Annotated in this window: 17 protein-coding genes; 7 read left to right on the top strand and 10 right to left on the bottom strand. The window is 47.5% G+C overall.

Features of this window, described 5'->3' with window-relative positions; genetic code table 11:
- Together AZ66_RS31785 and AZ66_RS05840 are read left to right on the top strand one after the other, a co-directional pair.
- The coding region (locus AZ66_RS31785; RefSeq protein WP_044353984.1) for a hypothetical protein at positions 1-384 on the top strand (384 nt) is incomplete at its 5' end.
- Entirely contained in the window at positions 356-811 is a 456-nt protein-coding gene (locus AZ66_RS05840) for a M67 family metallopeptidase (RefSeq protein WP_082061473.1), read from the top strand. The genes AZ66_RS31785 and AZ66_RS05840, both read left to right, overlap by 29 nt.
- Positions 812-886: 75 nt before the next feature.
- On the opposite strand, the gene AZ66_RS05835 is transcribed toward AZ66_RS05840, so the two are convergent.
- The 3 genes from AZ66_RS05835 to AZ66_RS05825 all read right to left on the bottom strand — a co-directional run bounded on the left by AZ66_RS05835 (position 887) and on the right by AZ66_RS05825 (position 3,519).
- Positions 887-1,522 (bottom strand): hypothetical protein, encoded by a 636-nt coding sequence (locus tag AZ66_RS05835; protein ID WP_044353982.1) that lies wholly within the window; start codon positions 1,520-1,522, stop codon positions 887-889.
- A 166-nt stretch (positions 1,523-1,688) separates the two neighbouring features.
- Entirely contained in the window at positions 1,689-2,183 is a 495-nt protein-coding gene (locus AZ66_RS05830) for a hypothetical protein (protein WP_044353981.1), read from the bottom strand.
- A 13-nt stretch (positions 2,184-2,196) separates the two neighbouring features.
- The gene (locus tag AZ66_RS05825) at positions 2,197-3,519 is read right to left on the bottom strand and encodes a hypothetical protein (RefSeq protein WP_044353980.1); all 1,323 of its coding nucleotides are present in this window, start codon (positions 3,517-3,519) and stop codon (positions 2,197-2,199) included.
- Positions 3,520-3,693: 174 nt separating this feature from the next.
- Here AZ66_RS05825 and AZ66_RS05820 point away from each other — a divergent pair, with 174 nt between their 5' ends.
- On the top strand, positions 3,694-4,392 hold the full coding sequence (locus AZ66_RS05820) for a class I SAM-dependent methyltransferase (protein ID WP_021262078.1): 699 nt from the start codon (positions 3,694-3,696) through the stop codon (positions 4,390-4,392).
- A gap of 71 nt (positions 4,393-4,463) precedes the next feature.
- Here the strand turns inward: AZ66_RS05820 and AZ66_RS05815 are convergent, their stop codons facing one another.
- Genes AZ66_RS05815 through AZ66_RS05805 form a run of 3 tightly spaced genes read right to left on the bottom strand, consistent with a single transcriptional unit; the run spans position 4,464 to position 6,323 of the window.
- On the bottom strand, positions 4,464-5,162 hold the full coding sequence (locus AZ66_RS05815; protein ID WP_044353979.1) for a class I SAM-dependent methyltransferase: 699 nt from the start codon (positions 5,160-5,162) through the stop codon (positions 4,464-4,466).
- Between the two features lie 18 nt (positions 5,163-5,180).
- Entirely contained in the window at positions 5,181-5,729 is a 549-nt protein-coding gene (locus tag AZ66_RS05810; RefSeq protein WP_044353978.1) for a CatB-related O-acetyltransferase, read from the bottom strand.
- A gap of 24 nt (positions 5,730-5,753) precedes the next feature.
- On the bottom strand, positions 5,754-6,323 hold the full coding sequence (locus AZ66_RS05805; protein WP_044353977.1) for a class I SAM-dependent methyltransferase: 570 nt from the start codon (positions 6,321-6,323) through the stop codon (positions 5,754-5,756).
- A 197-nt stretch (positions 6,324-6,520) separates the two neighbouring features.
- On the opposite strand from AZ66_RS05805, the gene AZ66_RS05800 reads away from it, so the two are divergent.
- From AZ66_RS05800 to AZ66_RS05790, 3 genes are read left to right on the top strand one after another with little or no spacing between them, the layout of a single operon-like run.
- A complete protein-coding gene (locus AZ66_RS05800; RefSeq protein ID WP_082061472.1) occupies positions 6,521-8,896 on the top strand; it encodes a DUF4214 domain-containing protein in 2,376 nt (791 codons plus the stop codon).
- A gap of 46 nt (positions 8,897-8,942) precedes the next feature.
- Positions 8,943-9,593 (top strand): glycosyltransferase family 2 protein, encoded by a 651-nt coding sequence (locus AZ66_RS05795; protein WP_044353976.1) that lies wholly within the window; start codon positions 8,943-8,945, stop codon positions 9,591-9,593.
- Between the two features lie 20 nt (positions 9,594-9,613).
- Positions 9,614-10,246, top strand: coding sequence for a DUF1796 family putative cysteine peptidase (locus AZ66_RS05790; protein WP_231586748.1), 633 nt, complete (start codon positions 9,614-9,616; stop codon positions 10,244-10,246).
- Between the two features lie 63 nt (positions 10,247-10,309).
- On the opposite strand, the gene AZ66_RS05785 is transcribed toward AZ66_RS05790, so the two are convergent.
- The 4 genes from AZ66_RS05785 to AZ66_RS05770 are packed head-to-tail and all read right to left on the bottom strand — an operon-like array spanning position 10,310 to position 14,374.
- Entirely contained in the window at positions 10,310-11,350 is a 1,041-nt protein-coding gene (locus tag AZ66_RS05785; RefSeq protein WP_044353974.1) for a glycosyltransferase family 4 protein, read from the bottom strand.
- On the bottom strand, positions 11,347-12,105 hold the full coding sequence (locus AZ66_RS05780) for a glycosyltransferase family 2 protein (protein ID WP_028531819.1): 759 nt from the start codon (positions 12,103-12,105) through the stop codon (positions 11,347-11,349). Before AZ66_RS05780 ends, AZ66_RS05785 begins: the two co-directional genes overlap by 4 nt.
- A gap of 19 nt (positions 12,106-12,124) precedes the next feature.
- The gene (locus AZ66_RS05775) at positions 12,125-13,225 is read right to left on the bottom strand and encodes a glycosyltransferase family 4 protein (protein ID WP_044353973.1); all 1,101 of its coding nucleotides are present in this window, start codon (positions 13,223-13,225) and stop codon (positions 12,125-12,127) included.
- Positions 13,226-13,243: 18 nt separating this feature from the next.
- The gene (locus tag AZ66_RS05770; RefSeq protein ID WP_231586747.1) at positions 13,244-14,374 is read right to left on the bottom strand and encodes a mannose-1-phosphate guanylyltransferase; all 1,131 of its coding nucleotides are present in this window, start codon (positions 14,372-14,374) and stop codon (positions 13,244-13,246) included.
- Between the two features lie 172 nt (positions 14,375-14,546).
- On the opposite strand from AZ66_RS05770, the gene mnmH reads away from it, so the two are divergent.
- Complete coding sequence (gene mnmH / locus AZ66_RS05765) at positions 14,547-15,578, top strand: tRNA 2-selenouridine(34) synthase MnmH (protein WP_044353972.1); 1,032 nt, start codon at positions 14,547-14,549, stop codon at positions 15,576-15,578.
- The last annotated feature ends 14 nt before the right edge of the window (positions 15,579-15,592 follow it).

Here is a 15,592-nt window from a genome sequence, read left to right as displayed (position 1 = left end):
GTAGCCGAATATGAATGGGAGGATAAAGAGAAAAGTCACGACTCTCCTACGGTGGATGAAGCCGAAGAAATCTCCATTCCTCTACATGAGGAGCAGGCACACCGTGAACGGCAAGCTGAGTCGGATGAGTTGAAGGGTCGAGAGCAGGAGCAGGTGAAAGACAATAAGCGGCCGATTCCAGCATATTCGACGTTTACATGGCTTCATGCCAATACGGTAAAACGTGCAGACGGAGCAAGCAAGCAGTCTGGTTCACTGCTTAGCTATATGAATCAAAAATCATTAACGAGCCAGCCTCGCGGTCCGAAAGATCCAGCTCAAGATCTATTGCTCATGCAAAGGGAGCGGGCAAAACGTGAACAATCATCTACCGACAAATCATAATGCTGTGGGACTACAGCTAACGGAGAACACGTATCGAGAAATGGTAGGGCATTGTCTGCGAGAGAAGCCATTAGAAGCTTGTGGACTGCTGTCAGGAAACAACGGGCTTGCTAACCGCTGCTGGATTATCGATAATATTGACCGTAGTCCGGTATCATTTACGATGGATATGGAGCAACTGGATCATGCATTGAAGCAAATGGAGCGTAGTGGAGAACAGATCATCGCCGTATTTCACTCTCATCCAGCCTCTGGTCCAAACCCGTCCGTCTTCGACATTGAGCATGCCGTATATCCGTGTTCGTACATCATTGTATCTTTGTCACGGCTTCGTCCTCGCGTACGCAGTTATCGGATTGAGGGGAGCCAAGCACAGCCAGAGTCAATAAGAATTGTAACACATAGCATGAAGCATGATGCGCTCTAAGGAATCGCATCATGCTTCGTGTTGTTTCATTCGTTTCAGCTATTCAACTGGTTTGCGGGAGACAAGGACCAGCAATTACAGCAAGGACTGATAAATGTCAGCAATGAAAGATAAGCCGGCTGTGTTAACAGCGCCAGTTGTGAAGTAGTTTGTCACTTGGAATTGGAATACAAACTGTACGCTAAGTGCAATCGAGATTAATCCAAGCGAAGCTGGAATCGTATAGAAGCGCACATTTTGCCAGTTATATGGATTCGCAACATCTGTAGTTAAGCCAGTAGTTGGATCCAAGGAGCCTCCAATCAATGGCACATTCAGTCCAGGAACTGGGAACAAGCTGATTTGCAATGGGCTGAAAGCTTGAATCTGTGCAACCACAGCATTGTCGGCGAATACAGCCATCGCAATGACAAAGTCAGCGGCAACTCCAATAGTAAGTGGAATTGGTACTGAAACAGTAGCAAAACCGTGCGTTTCACCTGGAACGAATGTGGCTTGTGACCAGATGAATTGCGGATTTGGAACTGCTGCAAATGGACCGTTATCATTGTCGAATTTTGTTATTTGAGGCCAAATACGCGGTGCGTTCCCTACGTTCACTACGTTAGGCGCTGCACCTGCCAATGCTAGAGTCGCTGCAGTTGCGCTTGTAGGAGCAGTAACTACGTTAGCTGTGCTGCTTACGATCCGTTGAATGGGAATAAGAACCATATTAGTAAACCTCCCCTTCATCATATGAGCGAAAGAACCCGCTAGAATTCTTTCTACACTGTTAATGTATGAAGGGGACTCGTCATAAGATTGGATGAATTACTAGATTCATTCGTACAAACTTATGTAAACATACTCGTCATTCATGTAGTTTAGAATAGAACAATTATGGATGAACAGCAGTTCGGAAGCTGATACTGCTCGGATTCGCGGCAGGGAACTGCTTGCCGTCTGCAAGTACATAAGCGTGTATGTGCAGCGGAGTGATGAGGTGATTGATATCGCATTCAATATAAATATCTCTTATGTCAGACCAGATGCGTGGAGGAAGTAGAAGGGGCTGGACAGGCTCAATCCGGTACTCCCCGTTTTTGCGGCCGTACGAGAACCAATCATCCCGATCAAATTTCCATCCCGTTTGCTGATTGCCTTTCTTATGGAGGCCATATACCAGAGCATGCTGAGGGGGTATAATTTTCCCGCTCACCACTGAGAATTGGCTTGGAGATAGTGTTAGTAAAATATGAGACAACGACACAGGCTGAGCTGAAATATTGCGAAATTTGATATGGGTAATCAAGCAGATTCTGCGCGTCTCCAGATCAACATCGGCTGCAGTTTGCAGGATCACATCAATGGAAGTTTCCGAATTATTCATCATCACAAGCTCCTCCTTAGCGTAGGTTCGATATTTTGAATACAATCCGTGATAATTGTTCTTTCATGCCGCTTCGAGCTACTATCTTATCTTCTTTCTTCATTAATAATGTATTCTTCTTACTAAGCTCCTGAATGGCAAGGCGCACTTGAACTTCCTCCTGCAAGGCAGCGATTCGTTCAGTCAGTCGATCCGCTGTGGCTTGCCGCTCTGTCTGGATATGCTTCAATTGGAGAAGTTCCCTCTTTCTTGTTCTGCAACATTCTCTCATGTGTGCGATAGAAGCGATGACTGCTTCGGCTGAATCGATACTGTGAGTGAGTTCGCGCCTTGATCGGTAGCCCTGTATGACTGCAGGTGCTGCAAAACCAGTGAAGTCAGGCGTTGTCTCCTCGTCAGGAGCAATCCATACTGTAGGACCATCGCGACCTAGCAGCTTGTCATACATACATGTCCATATAACAGGACATGGAATAGCTGTTGTATATAACTCGCTCCATTCTTCTTGATGGAAACTATATTCAATGCGGAACAGCAGATCTTCTGTTACCCAGCTTAAGCAATACCGCCCTTGATCGTATGTACATATGACCTGTGTTGCAGGAGTGGGGGGGATGATTGTTTGGTTATGAGCCGTCAATGACCATTCCTTTTGTTTATTCCATTCATATGCTGTAAATAAGAGCTTGTTCCCAATGCGCTGAAATAGAAACATTCCAAATCGTCCTTGTACAGAGTAGAGTTCATAGGCTGCAAAATCGTCCCTTGATTCCAGAGGGGCAGCAAGCAATGAAGGCGAAGGCAGCCACTGGCTGGATACTGTATGGAAAGATTGCAAGAGCAGACGCAGTTGCTGATGCGGAGGCGCTGCCGTAATTAATGCAGTGCACAGCCAGATATGATCTTGATGCGAGAAGAGACGAAGGGAATGGATCTCGTCGCCATCATATAGGATGTCTGCGGTTGACCAGTGAATGCCAGATAACGATACATGCTCAATACGTGAACGGTATTGAATCACGGCATGAAGCTGATTGTGGCAGTTGATCAGTTGAATATGCAGGACGTGCTTGAACAGGCCTGCTATTTCGCGCTTGTGCGTCTGAAGTGAATAGGGATTGATTGAGACATGAATGAGCTGGTCATCCCTATTCACATACATGAGATGAACATAATGTGCGTCATCCTGACACACGCTGAACGGACCGGCCGCATCGTGGTATATCACCGGCTTAGGGCATTCAAGGAGACAATGCTCCTGTGGTTCGAATAATAAGCTGCCGTCTCTCATCTGCAACGAGGAGAAATGATATCGGTTCGATAACAACATACGAGTCATCGGATTACACCCCCTAGGTTCGCACAAGCTCTTCATTTCAATGTATTCAATCATCTTCACATCTAGGATTGAAATTCTCGCTCGAACATAGCGAGTCCCATTTTGATCGTGTAGGGAAGAATGTTTATACCAAGTTCGTTGAATCGCATATAGTGATATACGGAGGTGAGTAAGGTGCTTGCATTTTGGGAAAAAATTATACTTCCACTTTTGCAATCATTTGGTGTGAAGAGAATCGTAGAGATTGGTGCGGAGCATGGTTTGAATACGAGCAACTTATTGCAGTATTGTCGTGCGGTGAATGGTGAATTATTTGTTATAGATCCAGCACCGAGATTTGATATTCAGCAGTTTAAGATGCATTTCCACAAGGAATTTCATATGCTGCTGGACTATAGCTTAGAGATTCTTCCGCACCTGAAGCAATTTGATTGTATCCTGATTGATGGGGATCATAATTGGTATACCGTATATCATGAACTGAAGTTAGTTGAGATAATGGCTCAGCAGCAGGAACGGTTCCCGCTAGTTTTTCTGCATGACACACAATGGCCGTATGGTAGAAGAGATATGTATTATTTCCCGGAATCGATTCCCGCAGGTTTTGTGCACCCTTATGCGAAGATGGGGATGGTATCAGGTCAATCGCAGCTCGTTCATGGCGGAGGGGCAAACAATTTACTGAATAATGCACTCTATGAAGGGGGAGCTCGCAATGGCGTGTTGACTGCTGTTGAGGACTTCTTGCAGCAGACGCCTTGGTACGTTAGCTACCATCAAGCCTTGTCCAATAGCGGGCTAGGTATTATTGCACCGAAGCACCCATCGATCGATATGCATGTCCAAACGATTCTGGCAGCTTCGGGATTATAGTAGCATAGGGTGTATTCTAGCCGCAGATAAAAGGAGAATCTGTGGCTAGAGATACATAGAAAGGTTGCATATTACAGACCAGATTGTTCAATAATTCGGCGTATTTCGCGATTGAAGAAATGTTGTGTTTCTGTAATGTCTGGCATAATGATGCCTAGTCCGAACTGGCTGCGTACGCGATGCAGCTGGAGCGGGATTTGGGCTTCCTTCATAAAATCTTCTACCGCAGTCAATACTCCGTTACGATCTCCATTTTCATATGCCGCGTTGTGGACAGAATCATTATGTCCATTGTCTACAAGCTCATTGATTCCTGGCAAGATCCCTTTCTTAGCGCTCGGCTTCCGGAACTCCGCCGGAATTGATTCAGGGAAATAATACATATCTCGCCTGCCATAAGGCCATTCCAGATCATGAAGGAAGATGATCGGGAACTTCTTGATGCGCTCGAATTGCTTCAATTCGTTGTACACGGTATACCAGTTGTGATCCCCATCAATAAACGCGGCATCGCATGTGTGAATATGAGGCAGGACTTTCAGGCTGTAATCTTGAACGAGAAGAAATTTATGGACATATAACTGCTTCATTCGTTCAATATCGAACAAGGGAGAGGGATCGATAGCCACAAGCTGACCGTTCTCCATCGGCTTTACATATTCGAGCAAATTAACGGTGTTATATCCTTGGGCACATCCTATTTCTACGATCACTTTCGGCCTTGTCAGCTGAAGGATAGGATGTACGACCTGATTCCAGAAATAAATCACTTCTGTTGCCTCCCATGATCACCACGTTTTGTACGTGCGAATGAAATCCTCGATTCTATTGGAGAGAAGGAGGGGCCAAGCGACTGTGATGTACTCCAGTGGCCAATTCCACCATGCAATACGCTGCAAATCGTCAATGATGGAAGGTGGGAAGCGATAACGAATCACACGAGCCGGGTTGCCGCCGGCAATCGCATAAGCAGGAATGTTCTTCGTAACGATGCTCTTTGCTGCAATGACTGCACCATTGCCAATGGATACTCCAGAAAGAATCAGCGAGTCGAAGCCAATCCATACATCGTGGCCAATCGTAACATCACCCTTTGTTTTGGGATGTCCAAGGAAGCCTGCTGCATTGGGGAATATGGGGTTGAAGGGGTAGGTAGTAACCCAGTCCACGTTATGTTCTCCGCCCAGCATGATCGTCGTATTCGAAGCGAATGAACAGAATTTTCCGATCGTTAATGTTGCTTTCTCACCCCATGTGAGTACGTTAGGGTAGCCGTAGGACCAATCACCGATTTGGTATTGTTGATAAGCTGGATTTTGGTTCAAAAAGTAGCTCATCAAAGTTCCCCTCCCCTATAACTGTTAATGCTGGTGATAGCTTGCAGCTCTCCACATGTCCAAGTATTGCTGGAGCGAGCTAATCATCTCGGCAGGAACGGCATTGCCCTTAATGCCGATACCGATGACGGTATGAGGGAATAGCTCTTCCCCAGCATAATCGGTTATTACCGTATCAAATGGTTTCAATATGCTGGCGAATGCTTGCGGCGTGAAGCGCCAATAATCGGCTGGATAATCATGGATTGGAAAATTCATGACAGAGGTAATAATGGCAATGCCGTTCGGTTTTAAGATGCGATGAACCTCTTGCATGGCGAGACGGGGATCTTCCACATGCTCAAGCGTATCCAAGGAGATTACAAGCCCTGCTGTCTCCGCAGGGAGGTCAATATGATGGAGATCCAAGATCATATCTACACCTACACCAGGACGCATATCACAGCCGACATAAGGTTTGCCGTGGAAGAAGGGACGCAAATCAGCGAATCCTTCCTGACCTTGCACTTGATACGCTCCAAACTCATATACTGGCGCTTCATAGGGGAGAATGTCCGAACATATTTTTACTAAATTTTTAACGATTTGTCTCATTTTTTCACTCCTTATTCATGTACCATCACCTAAATCTAGTACTCACTGTATTCAGGGGAGTTAAGGATGTTGATTAGGCGTACATCCAATTGTTATTTCGCGCCCGTTTCTGTCAAATACACAGGCAAATTGGAACCTGTGCTAATACACTAATGTAAATGACCGTATCATCCGTAATGTGTATGGAGGGATCGAGTTTGAATATCATCCAGACGTTACACCAGATGTTCCGCTTGGAAGAGGAAGCATTTGTGTCGGAGCTATATAGACAGATATTAAATAGGGAGCCGGATTATCCAGGGTTAAGCCATTTTACTGCACTGCTTCGCGCAGGGCACACGAAGATGACCATTGTTACCCATTTCCTGAAAAGCAAAGAGTTGAAACAGACATTCGCTGGTGAAGTTGTCATCGATATGGTTGACCCTTCATATCGTATCTTTCATCGGATTTATAGCTTATTGACGATTGATCCGAACGAATTCCCGCATGAGCTGTACCGAGAGATGTTGTGCAGAGAAGTGGAGGACGGCGCCTTCCGGCACTATCACTTCTTGCTGAGACAAGGGAAGTCGCGAATGTCTATCTTAATGGGGATTCTGGTATCGCCGGAATGTCAGATGCTGCTACATGCCCCACAAGCCCCAAGACTTAATGGTCCGGTTGATTTTGGACGGTTCGAAATTATGGAATACCCTCCTGCCAAGACGATCGGCAATCGTGCGTCGGCTCCGCCGCTGCGGCGAAAAGTATCGATTGTAATCCTGACATGGAATGGACTAGAACATACGAAGCAGTGTATCGCTTCGCTTGCCCCGTTGGCTGCACATGAATTGGTTGATATCGTGGTGCTGGACAATGGAAGCACGGATGGAAGTGTGGACTATCTTCGAGGTCTGAAGTGGGTTACGTTAATTGAGAGTCCGCAAAATATTGGATTTACGGCTGGCAACAATTTGGCCATTGCTCATTGCGATCTAGACAGTGATATTCTGATGCTAAATAACGACATTCTAATTACGCAGGCAGATTGGCTGGAGCGCCTGCAAGAGACGGCCTTTCAAGCTCCAAATATCGGTGTTGTAGGCTGCAGATTGCGTGGTGAAGACGGGAAGCTTCAACATGCGGGGACGTATATCTTCGAGGATACATGCTGGGGACAACAGATAGGTGGATTGCAGACCGATATTCGTCAATATGAAGGTGTTCGCGATGTACAAGGGGTTGTATTTGCGTGTGCCTATATAAAGCGTGAGCTGATTAATCTAATCGGTTCATTGGATACCGATTATTTTGCGTATTTCGAGGACACCGATTATTGCTTGCGGGCATTAGCCGCCGGTTTCCGGGTTGTCTATGACGGGAGAGTAACACTCATTCATGCGCAGAATACCTCTACGAAGGTAAATAACGTCGATTTCAACCAATTATTTTTGCTCTCACAGGGTGTTTTTCATGCAAAATGGGGCCACAAGCTTGCCGGGGAGTATCATACGCAGCTGAATTGGCATTCTATTGTGAATCTGCCAAGCGGTTATGCGAATTCCTCCCGCAACCTCATGATTGCTCTCGACGAACAGCGTGTGAAGATGCATTATCGCTATGTATACGGACCTGGAACACCGTTCCAGACGAAGGAACCGAATATGAGCGATGATTACCGCGTGAATATATTTAGCATGCGCAAGCGGAATGAATCCGCAACAGAAGTGGTGTACGGACAGGGAGACGTATTCTTCAAAAATGAAGGCAGGTACAAGATCGGCTATACGATGCTGGAAGTGGACGGTCTGCCTGAAGAGTGGGTGCGTCAGTGCAACCGCATGAATGAAGTGTGGGTTCCATCCAGCTTCAATGTAGAGACCTTTCGCAACAGCGGCGTTCATGTTCCGATTCATGTTATCCCATTAGGGGTTGATCCAAACTTTTTCAACCCGAATATTCGTGCTTTCCGGTTCTCTGAGAAGTTTACATTCTTAAGTGTATTCGAGTGGGGGGAACGCAAAGCACCAGAGGAAATGCTGCGAACGTTCGCCAATGAATTCGCCTTCGATGATGTGGTGCTCGTCTGCAAAATTACGAACAAAGACCCAGAAGTGAACGTGCGTGCTGAGATTCGCAAGCTGAATCTGAAGCATGCAGAGTCCAAAATCATTATTATCGAAAATCAGACGATTCCCTCTTATTTGCTTGGCAGCTTGTATCGTTCAGCGGATTGCTTCGTGCTGCCCACAAGGGGAGAAGGCTGGGGAATGCCAATTCTGGAATCGATGGCTTGCGGCATTCCTGTTATCGCGACGGATTGGAGTGCGCAGAGGGATTTTCTGAATATCCAAACAGGCTTCCCGATCCAAGTAAAGCGATTGATTCCGGCCGTTGCGAAATGTCCGTACTATACAGGATTTCAATGGGCGGAGCCGGATTTTGAGCATCTCGCTCATGTCATGCGTTTTGTGTACGAGAATCAAGAAGCGGTTAAAGAGCGAAGTCTGGCCGTATCCCAGCTTGTGCTGTCGCATTGGACGTGGGAGAACTCCGCGAAGAAAATAGCGGAGCGGGTTCGCCATCTATAAGACATAAGGAACGCTTGATGACTATGTATATGAGGAGTGATCAGCATTGCGTTACGTTGTGGGAATTCCGTACGTGAACCGTAAGGATCTGCTGTATCGGGCCTTAGACAGTATCGAATTGTATTGGAAGCACACTTACGTATTGGATAACTCTCCCGCGCACGAATTGAGATATGATTCTGAATTGTCTCGGCGCGTAACTGTATATGAGCCTCCTGTACCGCTGACATTTACCCAATCTATGAATTGGTTCCAGAGGGTGGCTCTCGATCAGGGGGCCGATTCTGTGTTCTATATGCATAACGATGCGGAGGCTCATCCGGGTACGCCAGAAGCATTTCTGGGAGTGCTTGAGGGGTTGAAGAACAGTGGGCGGAAGTGGGGGCTTGCCTTAACGAACTTCGATGCGCTTGCAGCTTACAATATGGAGGCAGTTAGAGCAGTGGGATCATGGGACACGGTATTTAGCAGTTATTTCGCCGATATAGACTATCATCGCAGGCTCAGGTTGGCAGGATATGATGAAGTATTCACGGGCTTGCCCGTCGATCATCATGGAAGCTCAACGAGGAAGTCGGATGCTCGCTACAATTTTATCATTGATACGACTTGGCCCTTGTACGAGCGGTATTATGAGTTGAAGTGGGGCGGCAAAATGGCTGAGGAAACTTATAGGACACCGTTCAACCTTATGTAGTGGAGGAGATTGCCTTGCGATTGTCTGATGTAAAAGGCGCATACGATGCCATGTACAGTTTGGGGTCGAACTGTTATACGGCTCAACGGCTGGAACGCTATGGATTGCGGCCGTACAGTGGTGTCGTGGATTGGATGTACTCCAATTGGACACCTGGTGTAAGCTTATTGCTTCGAAATCGCTTTGCCAAGTTCATGTATCCGGATCATTTAGTGGTGGAGAGCATCATTTTTAAACGTCATAATTATTGCATATTAGATCGGGTGTATGGTGTTCAATCTGTTCATGATTTTTTGTACGCAGAACGTCGGAGAGGGATCGCGTTGAGATATCCGAAATTCATTGAGACGATTCAGCGGAGAATTCATCGATTTCTAGATAAGGCGGAGCATAGCGAGCGTATCTTCTACTTCCGATTGAATGCATCTTATGACGAGGCAGCGGAACTGGAAGCAGCATTGGCATCTCTTGTGAAGCATCAATTCAGCTTGCTGGTTGTAAATCCCGGAAACGAGCATCGGATCATCGACAAGGAATGGCCGCTTGCGAATACATGCGGATTAGAGCTGCCCATCGGATGGGATGCTGCTTGCGATCAAGTATGGAATGAGGTATTTGCCGGCATTCACTATCAAGTGGGAATAAGGAATTAAGGATATGCTGCATATGAAATAAGCCCCGCTCCGAGGTTCGGAGGGGGCTTATTTCATATGCATTCATTGCTGCAATTGAGGTGTCACGGCGTGAAATACCGTAAGCAGATTATGCATCACACGCGGCCAATTATAATGCTGTACCGTTGTCATGGCATTCGTTGTGAGATACGCGGCGAATTGCGGATCGGTTAATATGCGCAGGATCCCTTGCGCAACCCCGGCAACATCCCCTTTGTCTACAAGGATGCAATTCCATTCATTATGGCAGAATTCTTCATTTCCTTCCGCCTTCGTGGTCACGACAGGGGCGCCACAAGCCATAGCTTCCAATATCGGAAGCCCGAAGCCTTCGTGATAGGAGGTTTGGACAAATACTCCGCAGTTGGCATATAAGTAGGCAACATGCTGGTCATCTGGATGAGAGAAATGGCCATGAGGAATGCCATGCAGATGGGGAGGTTCTACGCCAAAGGTGACCATAGATGCTTGTGGCAGTCTGGAGCACACATCCTTCGCAGCTTGAACCGTAATGTCGAATCCCTTCAAGTGTTGGCTGCGGCGGCTGCAGGCAAGAATACGGAATGGGTCATAGTCATGAGTGCGATTCGGCTTATACAGGTCAGTATCAACTGCAATGGAAATGTTGCTTGCATGCTTCTGGAACCGCTCTAGCAATTGTCTGGTCGTCCAATCCGCTATCGTCAGTATATGCACGGGCACACGGTACGTATTGCGTACTCGCTCCTGCATATCATTCCAGTTCGGGTAATAGCTCTCCTCGATATCTTGCACCAGATATACTGGCACACCGTTGCCTCCGCGATTGCGGTCGCAGCTATGCCATACGGCAGCAAGCGTCTTCCACCAAGTGGCGACCTTAATACAGTTCATTGGCGTCAGGGCGCGCATCAAGGCTGGGTAATTGCCGAAGCGCCGTACGGGCACCTTGAGCGGGAACCAATTAGGCTGCTTATCGAGTGCAAATAATTGTACGTTAACCCCCATATCATGCAGGCGGTTGACCTGCTCGAATACGTTGCGGATGCCGCCAGACAATCCGGTCAGTTCAAGCACATATACAACTTCCAGAGGAGCTGTCATCGGATGATTTTCCCTCCCCATTTCATCCAGAATTTTTTTCGAGCTTCCATTTCTTTTTGTCTCCAATATGGATTCTTGTTCGCTTTTGTCGTGCCGCGGGTATACCCTTCCGCATGGATGGCACTAGCCGTTCCGCAATACACGACACGGGAGCCGTGAACCTTGGCGCGGTAACAGAGGTCAACATCTTCGAATGCTATGAAGAATTCTTCTGACAATAGTCCAATCTGATCAAGGAGCTGCTTGCGTATTAGCATTAATGCACCGGTTACGGCATTCATATCTTCTACGGCTAATGCAGGCTCATAATCAGCTGACTGTCGGCGGTAGCGGTGATCAAAATGCCCCTTCGCTGTCGGGATAACACCGCCATGCTGTATGGTCATATCAGGATAGAGGAGCCTCGCTCCTACGATGCCGATTGCTGCATCACTGTTCATGGTTGCAACCATATGATGGAGCCACCCGGGCTCGTGGAAGAACACGTCATTGTTGACGAGCAGAATATATTGTCCCTTGGCATGCTGGATGCCAGCGTTGACAGTATGGCTGAATCCATGATTATGAGGCTTTGCAATGAATTGCACCTGGAGCGGAGCAGCCCATCGTGCCAGTTCTTCTTGAATCGCGGCAGGACTGCCATCATCGACAACGATGATCTCGTAGGGCAGCTCATGTACGGTATGGATGAAGCTGTGCACACAATGTTTAACGAGATCGGTGTGATGGATCGTAGGAACAATGACGCTGATCATAGCGTTGCCATCTCCCTTTTTAACGCGCGGCTATTTCCGTCAAGCGATGAAGCATGCGGGCTGCGCTTGCTTGCCATGTGAATTGCTCCTTTACTGTGTTTCGACCGAGGGCAGCCTTAGCGGCTGCTTCATCCCGGTTCATATATACATGCCTCATCAGCTGTCTTAGATGCATATTGTCTGGAACTGCCCACAGCATTCTGGAATTCGTGGGGTGGGCGGGAGCGAACTTCTGGACGGAGATGAGGTATCCGTTCGCATCGTTGACGAAATCAAGATGAGCTGACCAGCGCGTTGTAATGACAGGGAGACCGGAGGCCATTGCCTCCATTACGGTTAAGCTCCATCCTTCTCCACGTGTAGGAAGCACATAGCTGTCGGCACTGTTATAGAGCATAGCTAACTGCTGCTCGCTCCAACTGTGAATCGCTGAGATGAGAATGACAGATGAGCGAGACTTTCCGGCTGTCTTGAAGGCGATAGCGTCAATATAGGCTTGCTGTCTGCCGATCTCCTCTTCAGTGGTTGCACGCGTTTTGATAATGAGACATACATCCTCGGACTCCGCGAACTCTTCAAGGAAGGCGGTAAGTAAGATATCAATGCCTTTGCGGTCATCGAAGGAACAGACGGATAAGAAGGTATAGCTTCGTTGGCCCGGAATAGGGAATGGGGGGTGACCGGGAGCAAACAAGTCCGAATCAATTCCGTAAGGCATGACGTGAATCTTGTGCACCGGGACTCCAGACCGGTGGAAGGTATCTCGATTGAAGGTGGACGGTACCCATACTTCATCCATATTGCTGCATCTTCGAGACCACATGAACGGCAGTCGGCTGCATTCGTACATCGTCATTCCGATTGAGTAATGGCGAATGTCCTTCACAAATTGGATCGCAGGGTAATGCGTAAATACGATATGGGGCTCTGGCAATGGAGTGTGCGATATCGCCTGCAAGGCCGCCTCGATATCGGGGGTCATAGGAACCCTGACTGTTTCGGAATGAACTGGCGTATAGTGAAACTGCACCCCCAGCTTCATCAATTCAAGCACGACATGCCGATTGGCCTTTGCATATCCTGTTGGTTCGTAGATGGTACCGATATTATGAAGAAACATCGAGTCGTATCCACCTTTCTATAAGAACGTGTCGTATCCGCGCTGCTTCAAGTGCTTCACCATCTTTTTTATATCCTGTGTTCGTTCTTTCGGACAGACGAGAACCACATCATCCGTGGCGACGATCACGATGTCTTCAATGCCTACCGTCGCGATTAACTGCTTTGTTGCACCGTAGATAATGCTTCGCTCCGTATCGATCCCCTCATGACGCCCATGAACGATATTCAGGAGTTCATCGGTCTGATGTATGCGCTCAAGTGCATTCCAGTTGCCGAGATCGTCCCAGCCGTAATGGACAGGAATCATGTAGATGGATTCACATTTTTCGATAACGCCATAATCAATGGATTGCTTCTTGAGACTACTGTATGCGGCAGCGAGCTGTTGTTGACCCTTATGTGGATCGTTTAAGAGTGTCTTCATATCTAGCAAGGAACGATACAGGTCAGGTAGGTGCAGATGGATTAGATGCATGATGGTTGAAGCTTTCCAAATGAACGTCCCTGTATTCCAATAGTGGCAGCCATCAGCGAAGATATTGTTCGCAACAGAAAGTTCAGGCTTTTCGATGAATTTCTCAACTGGGGTAAGTGGAGTGGATATATCGGTTGCTGCATTTCCGTTAGTAGGGCTGTTCTGTTGGATACGGATATATCCGTATCCCGTCTCAGGGCGTGTTGGCTTCACCCCCAAAGTAACGACACATCGTTCCTGATCTGCACGATAGACGGCGGTGCGCAGTGCTTCGTGAAAAGCATCAGGATCCGAAATATAGTGATCGGAAGGTAAGGTAATCAGAATGGGATCTTCGTCGTCTGCACTTAATTGAAGCGCAGAAAGACCGATGCATGCGGCGGTATCTCTAGCCATCGGCTCCACAATAATGTTCTGCAGCGGGAAGGCAGGAAGCTGCTTCCGAATAATAGGGATGTATTCTCTAAGGGATACGATATATATATGTTCCAACGGTAAATATTGAAGCATTCGCTGCACCGTGTCAGCGAGCATCGATTGCTGATGAAGAATCGGCAAAAATTGCTTCGGGTAATCTGCGCGGCTGAAAGGCCAGAAACGAGTTCCAGTTCCGCCAGCTAATATAACTGCTTTAACGGTCGTGATGTGAAACACCTCCTGAAAAACAGACAATGATGACAATCATGGGTTATTACTACATATGTACCTAACGTAAAAAAGGGCACGGCGATTGTCGGAGTGGATTTCTTGGGCGGAATGCTATAGTCTTAACAATAGTTCGATATCACGAGAAATTTGTTGCGTGTGATCATGAGATTGTAAGAGACAACAAGAGGTGAGAGGTATGCACGATATTTCATTAGAGCAGTGTATGGCATTGCGGGACAAGGAGGCAACGCTTGTTGATGTGCGTTCGCCAGGAGAATTCGAGGAATTCCGAATACCGGGAAGCATCAATATTCCCTTGTTCACGAATGAAGAACGGGCGGAGATCGGAACGATATACAAGCAAGTAAGTGTGGAAGCCGCCAAGGAACGTGGGTTAGAGATCGCGTCAGCCAAGCTTCCATCATTATATAAGCAATTCAAGGAGCTCCGAGGGACGACCATCATCTACTGCTGGCGGGGCGGCATGCGAAGCCGTACGATGGCTACTGTGATGTCGTTAATGGGATTGAAGCCATACCGATTGTCAGGGGGAATACGCACCTATCGACAATGGATACAAGAGTCGCTAGTGAACTATGACTGGCGAATACCGTGCATTGTCCTGTCTGGACATACGGGGACGGGGAAGACAGATATGCTTCGGCAGCTTCAAGCGGAAGGGTATCCCGTCCTTGATCTAGAGGAGATGGCAGGACATCGAGGCTCTGTATTTGGGCATATTGGACAAGTCCCGAACAATCAGAAGATGTTCGATGCGATGCTATTCGAGAAGCTGGAGGAGTTAAAGTCTGCGAGAGTACCTTGCCTCCTATTAGAGGCGGAGAGTCGTCGAATCGGGAAGGTCATACTGCCAGAATTCCTGATGGATGCGAAGAAGGCGGGAACGGTGCTTGATATCCAACTGCCGATACAGGTACGGGTTAAAAACATTGTGACAGAATATGAGCCATCCAAGCATCCAACTGCGATCCGTGAAGCATTCGCCCGGATTCAGCGGCGCATGCATACCCCACATGCGAACACAATTGCAGAAGCCCTTCGCCTAGAGAACTATGGAGAAGCGGTGTCGCTCATGCTGGAACATTACTATGATTCTAGGTATGATCATGCCTCGATGGGCTATGAAGGGCAGGTCTATTCCATTAAGGCTGAACATCTGGAAGATGCATTGAAGCAGATTCGGGCACATCTTGGGAGACCCGAGTAATAGAGGAAACAAAA

This window comes from Paenibacillus sp. E194, assembly GCF_000935845.1.
Lineage (GTDB): Bacteria > Bacillota > Bacilli > Paenibacillales > Paenibacillaceae > Paenibacillus_B > Paenibacillus_B alvei_B.
The sequence above is the reverse complement of the archived record's forward strand: the minus strand, read 5'-3'. Positions and strand labels throughout refer to the sequence as shown.

Excerpts from the sequence above, each read along its gene's own strand:
- AZ66_RS05825 (WP_044353980.1), bottom strand. The coding sequence starts at position 3,519 with ATGACTCGTATGTTGTTATCGAACCGATATCATTTCTCCTCGTTGCAG.
- mnmH (WP_044353972.1), top strand. The coding sequence starts at position 14,547 with ATGCACGATATTTCATTAGAGCAGTGTATGGCATTGCGGGACAAGGAG.
- AZ66_RS05775 (WP_044353973.1), bottom strand. The coding sequence starts at position 13,225 with ATGTTTCTTCATAATATCGGTACCATCTACGAACCAACAGGATATGCA.
- AZ66_RS05780 (WP_028531819.1), bottom strand. The coding sequence starts at position 12,105 with ATGATCAGCGTCATTGTTCCTACGATCCATCACACCGATCTCGTTAAA.
- AZ66_RS05835 (WP_044353982.1), bottom strand. The coding sequence starts at position 1,522 with ATGGTTCTTATTCCCATTCAACGGATCGTAAGCAGCACAGCTAACGTA.
- AZ66_RS05830 (WP_044353981.1), bottom strand. The coding sequence starts at position 2,183 with ATGATGAATAATTCGGAAACTTCCATTGATGTGATCCTGCAAACTGCA.
- AZ66_RS05810 (WP_044353978.1), bottom strand. The coding sequence starts at position 5,729 with ATGAGCTACTTTTTGAACCAAAATCCAGCTTATCAACAATACCAAATC.
- AZ66_RS05785 (WP_044353974.1), bottom strand. The coding sequence starts at position 11,350 with ATGACAGCTCCTCTGGAAGTTGTATATGTGCTTGAACTGACCGGATTG.
- AZ66_RS05805 (WP_044353977.1), bottom strand. The coding sequence starts at position 6,323 with ATGAGACAAATCGTTAAAAATTTAGTAAAAATATGTTCGGACATTCTC.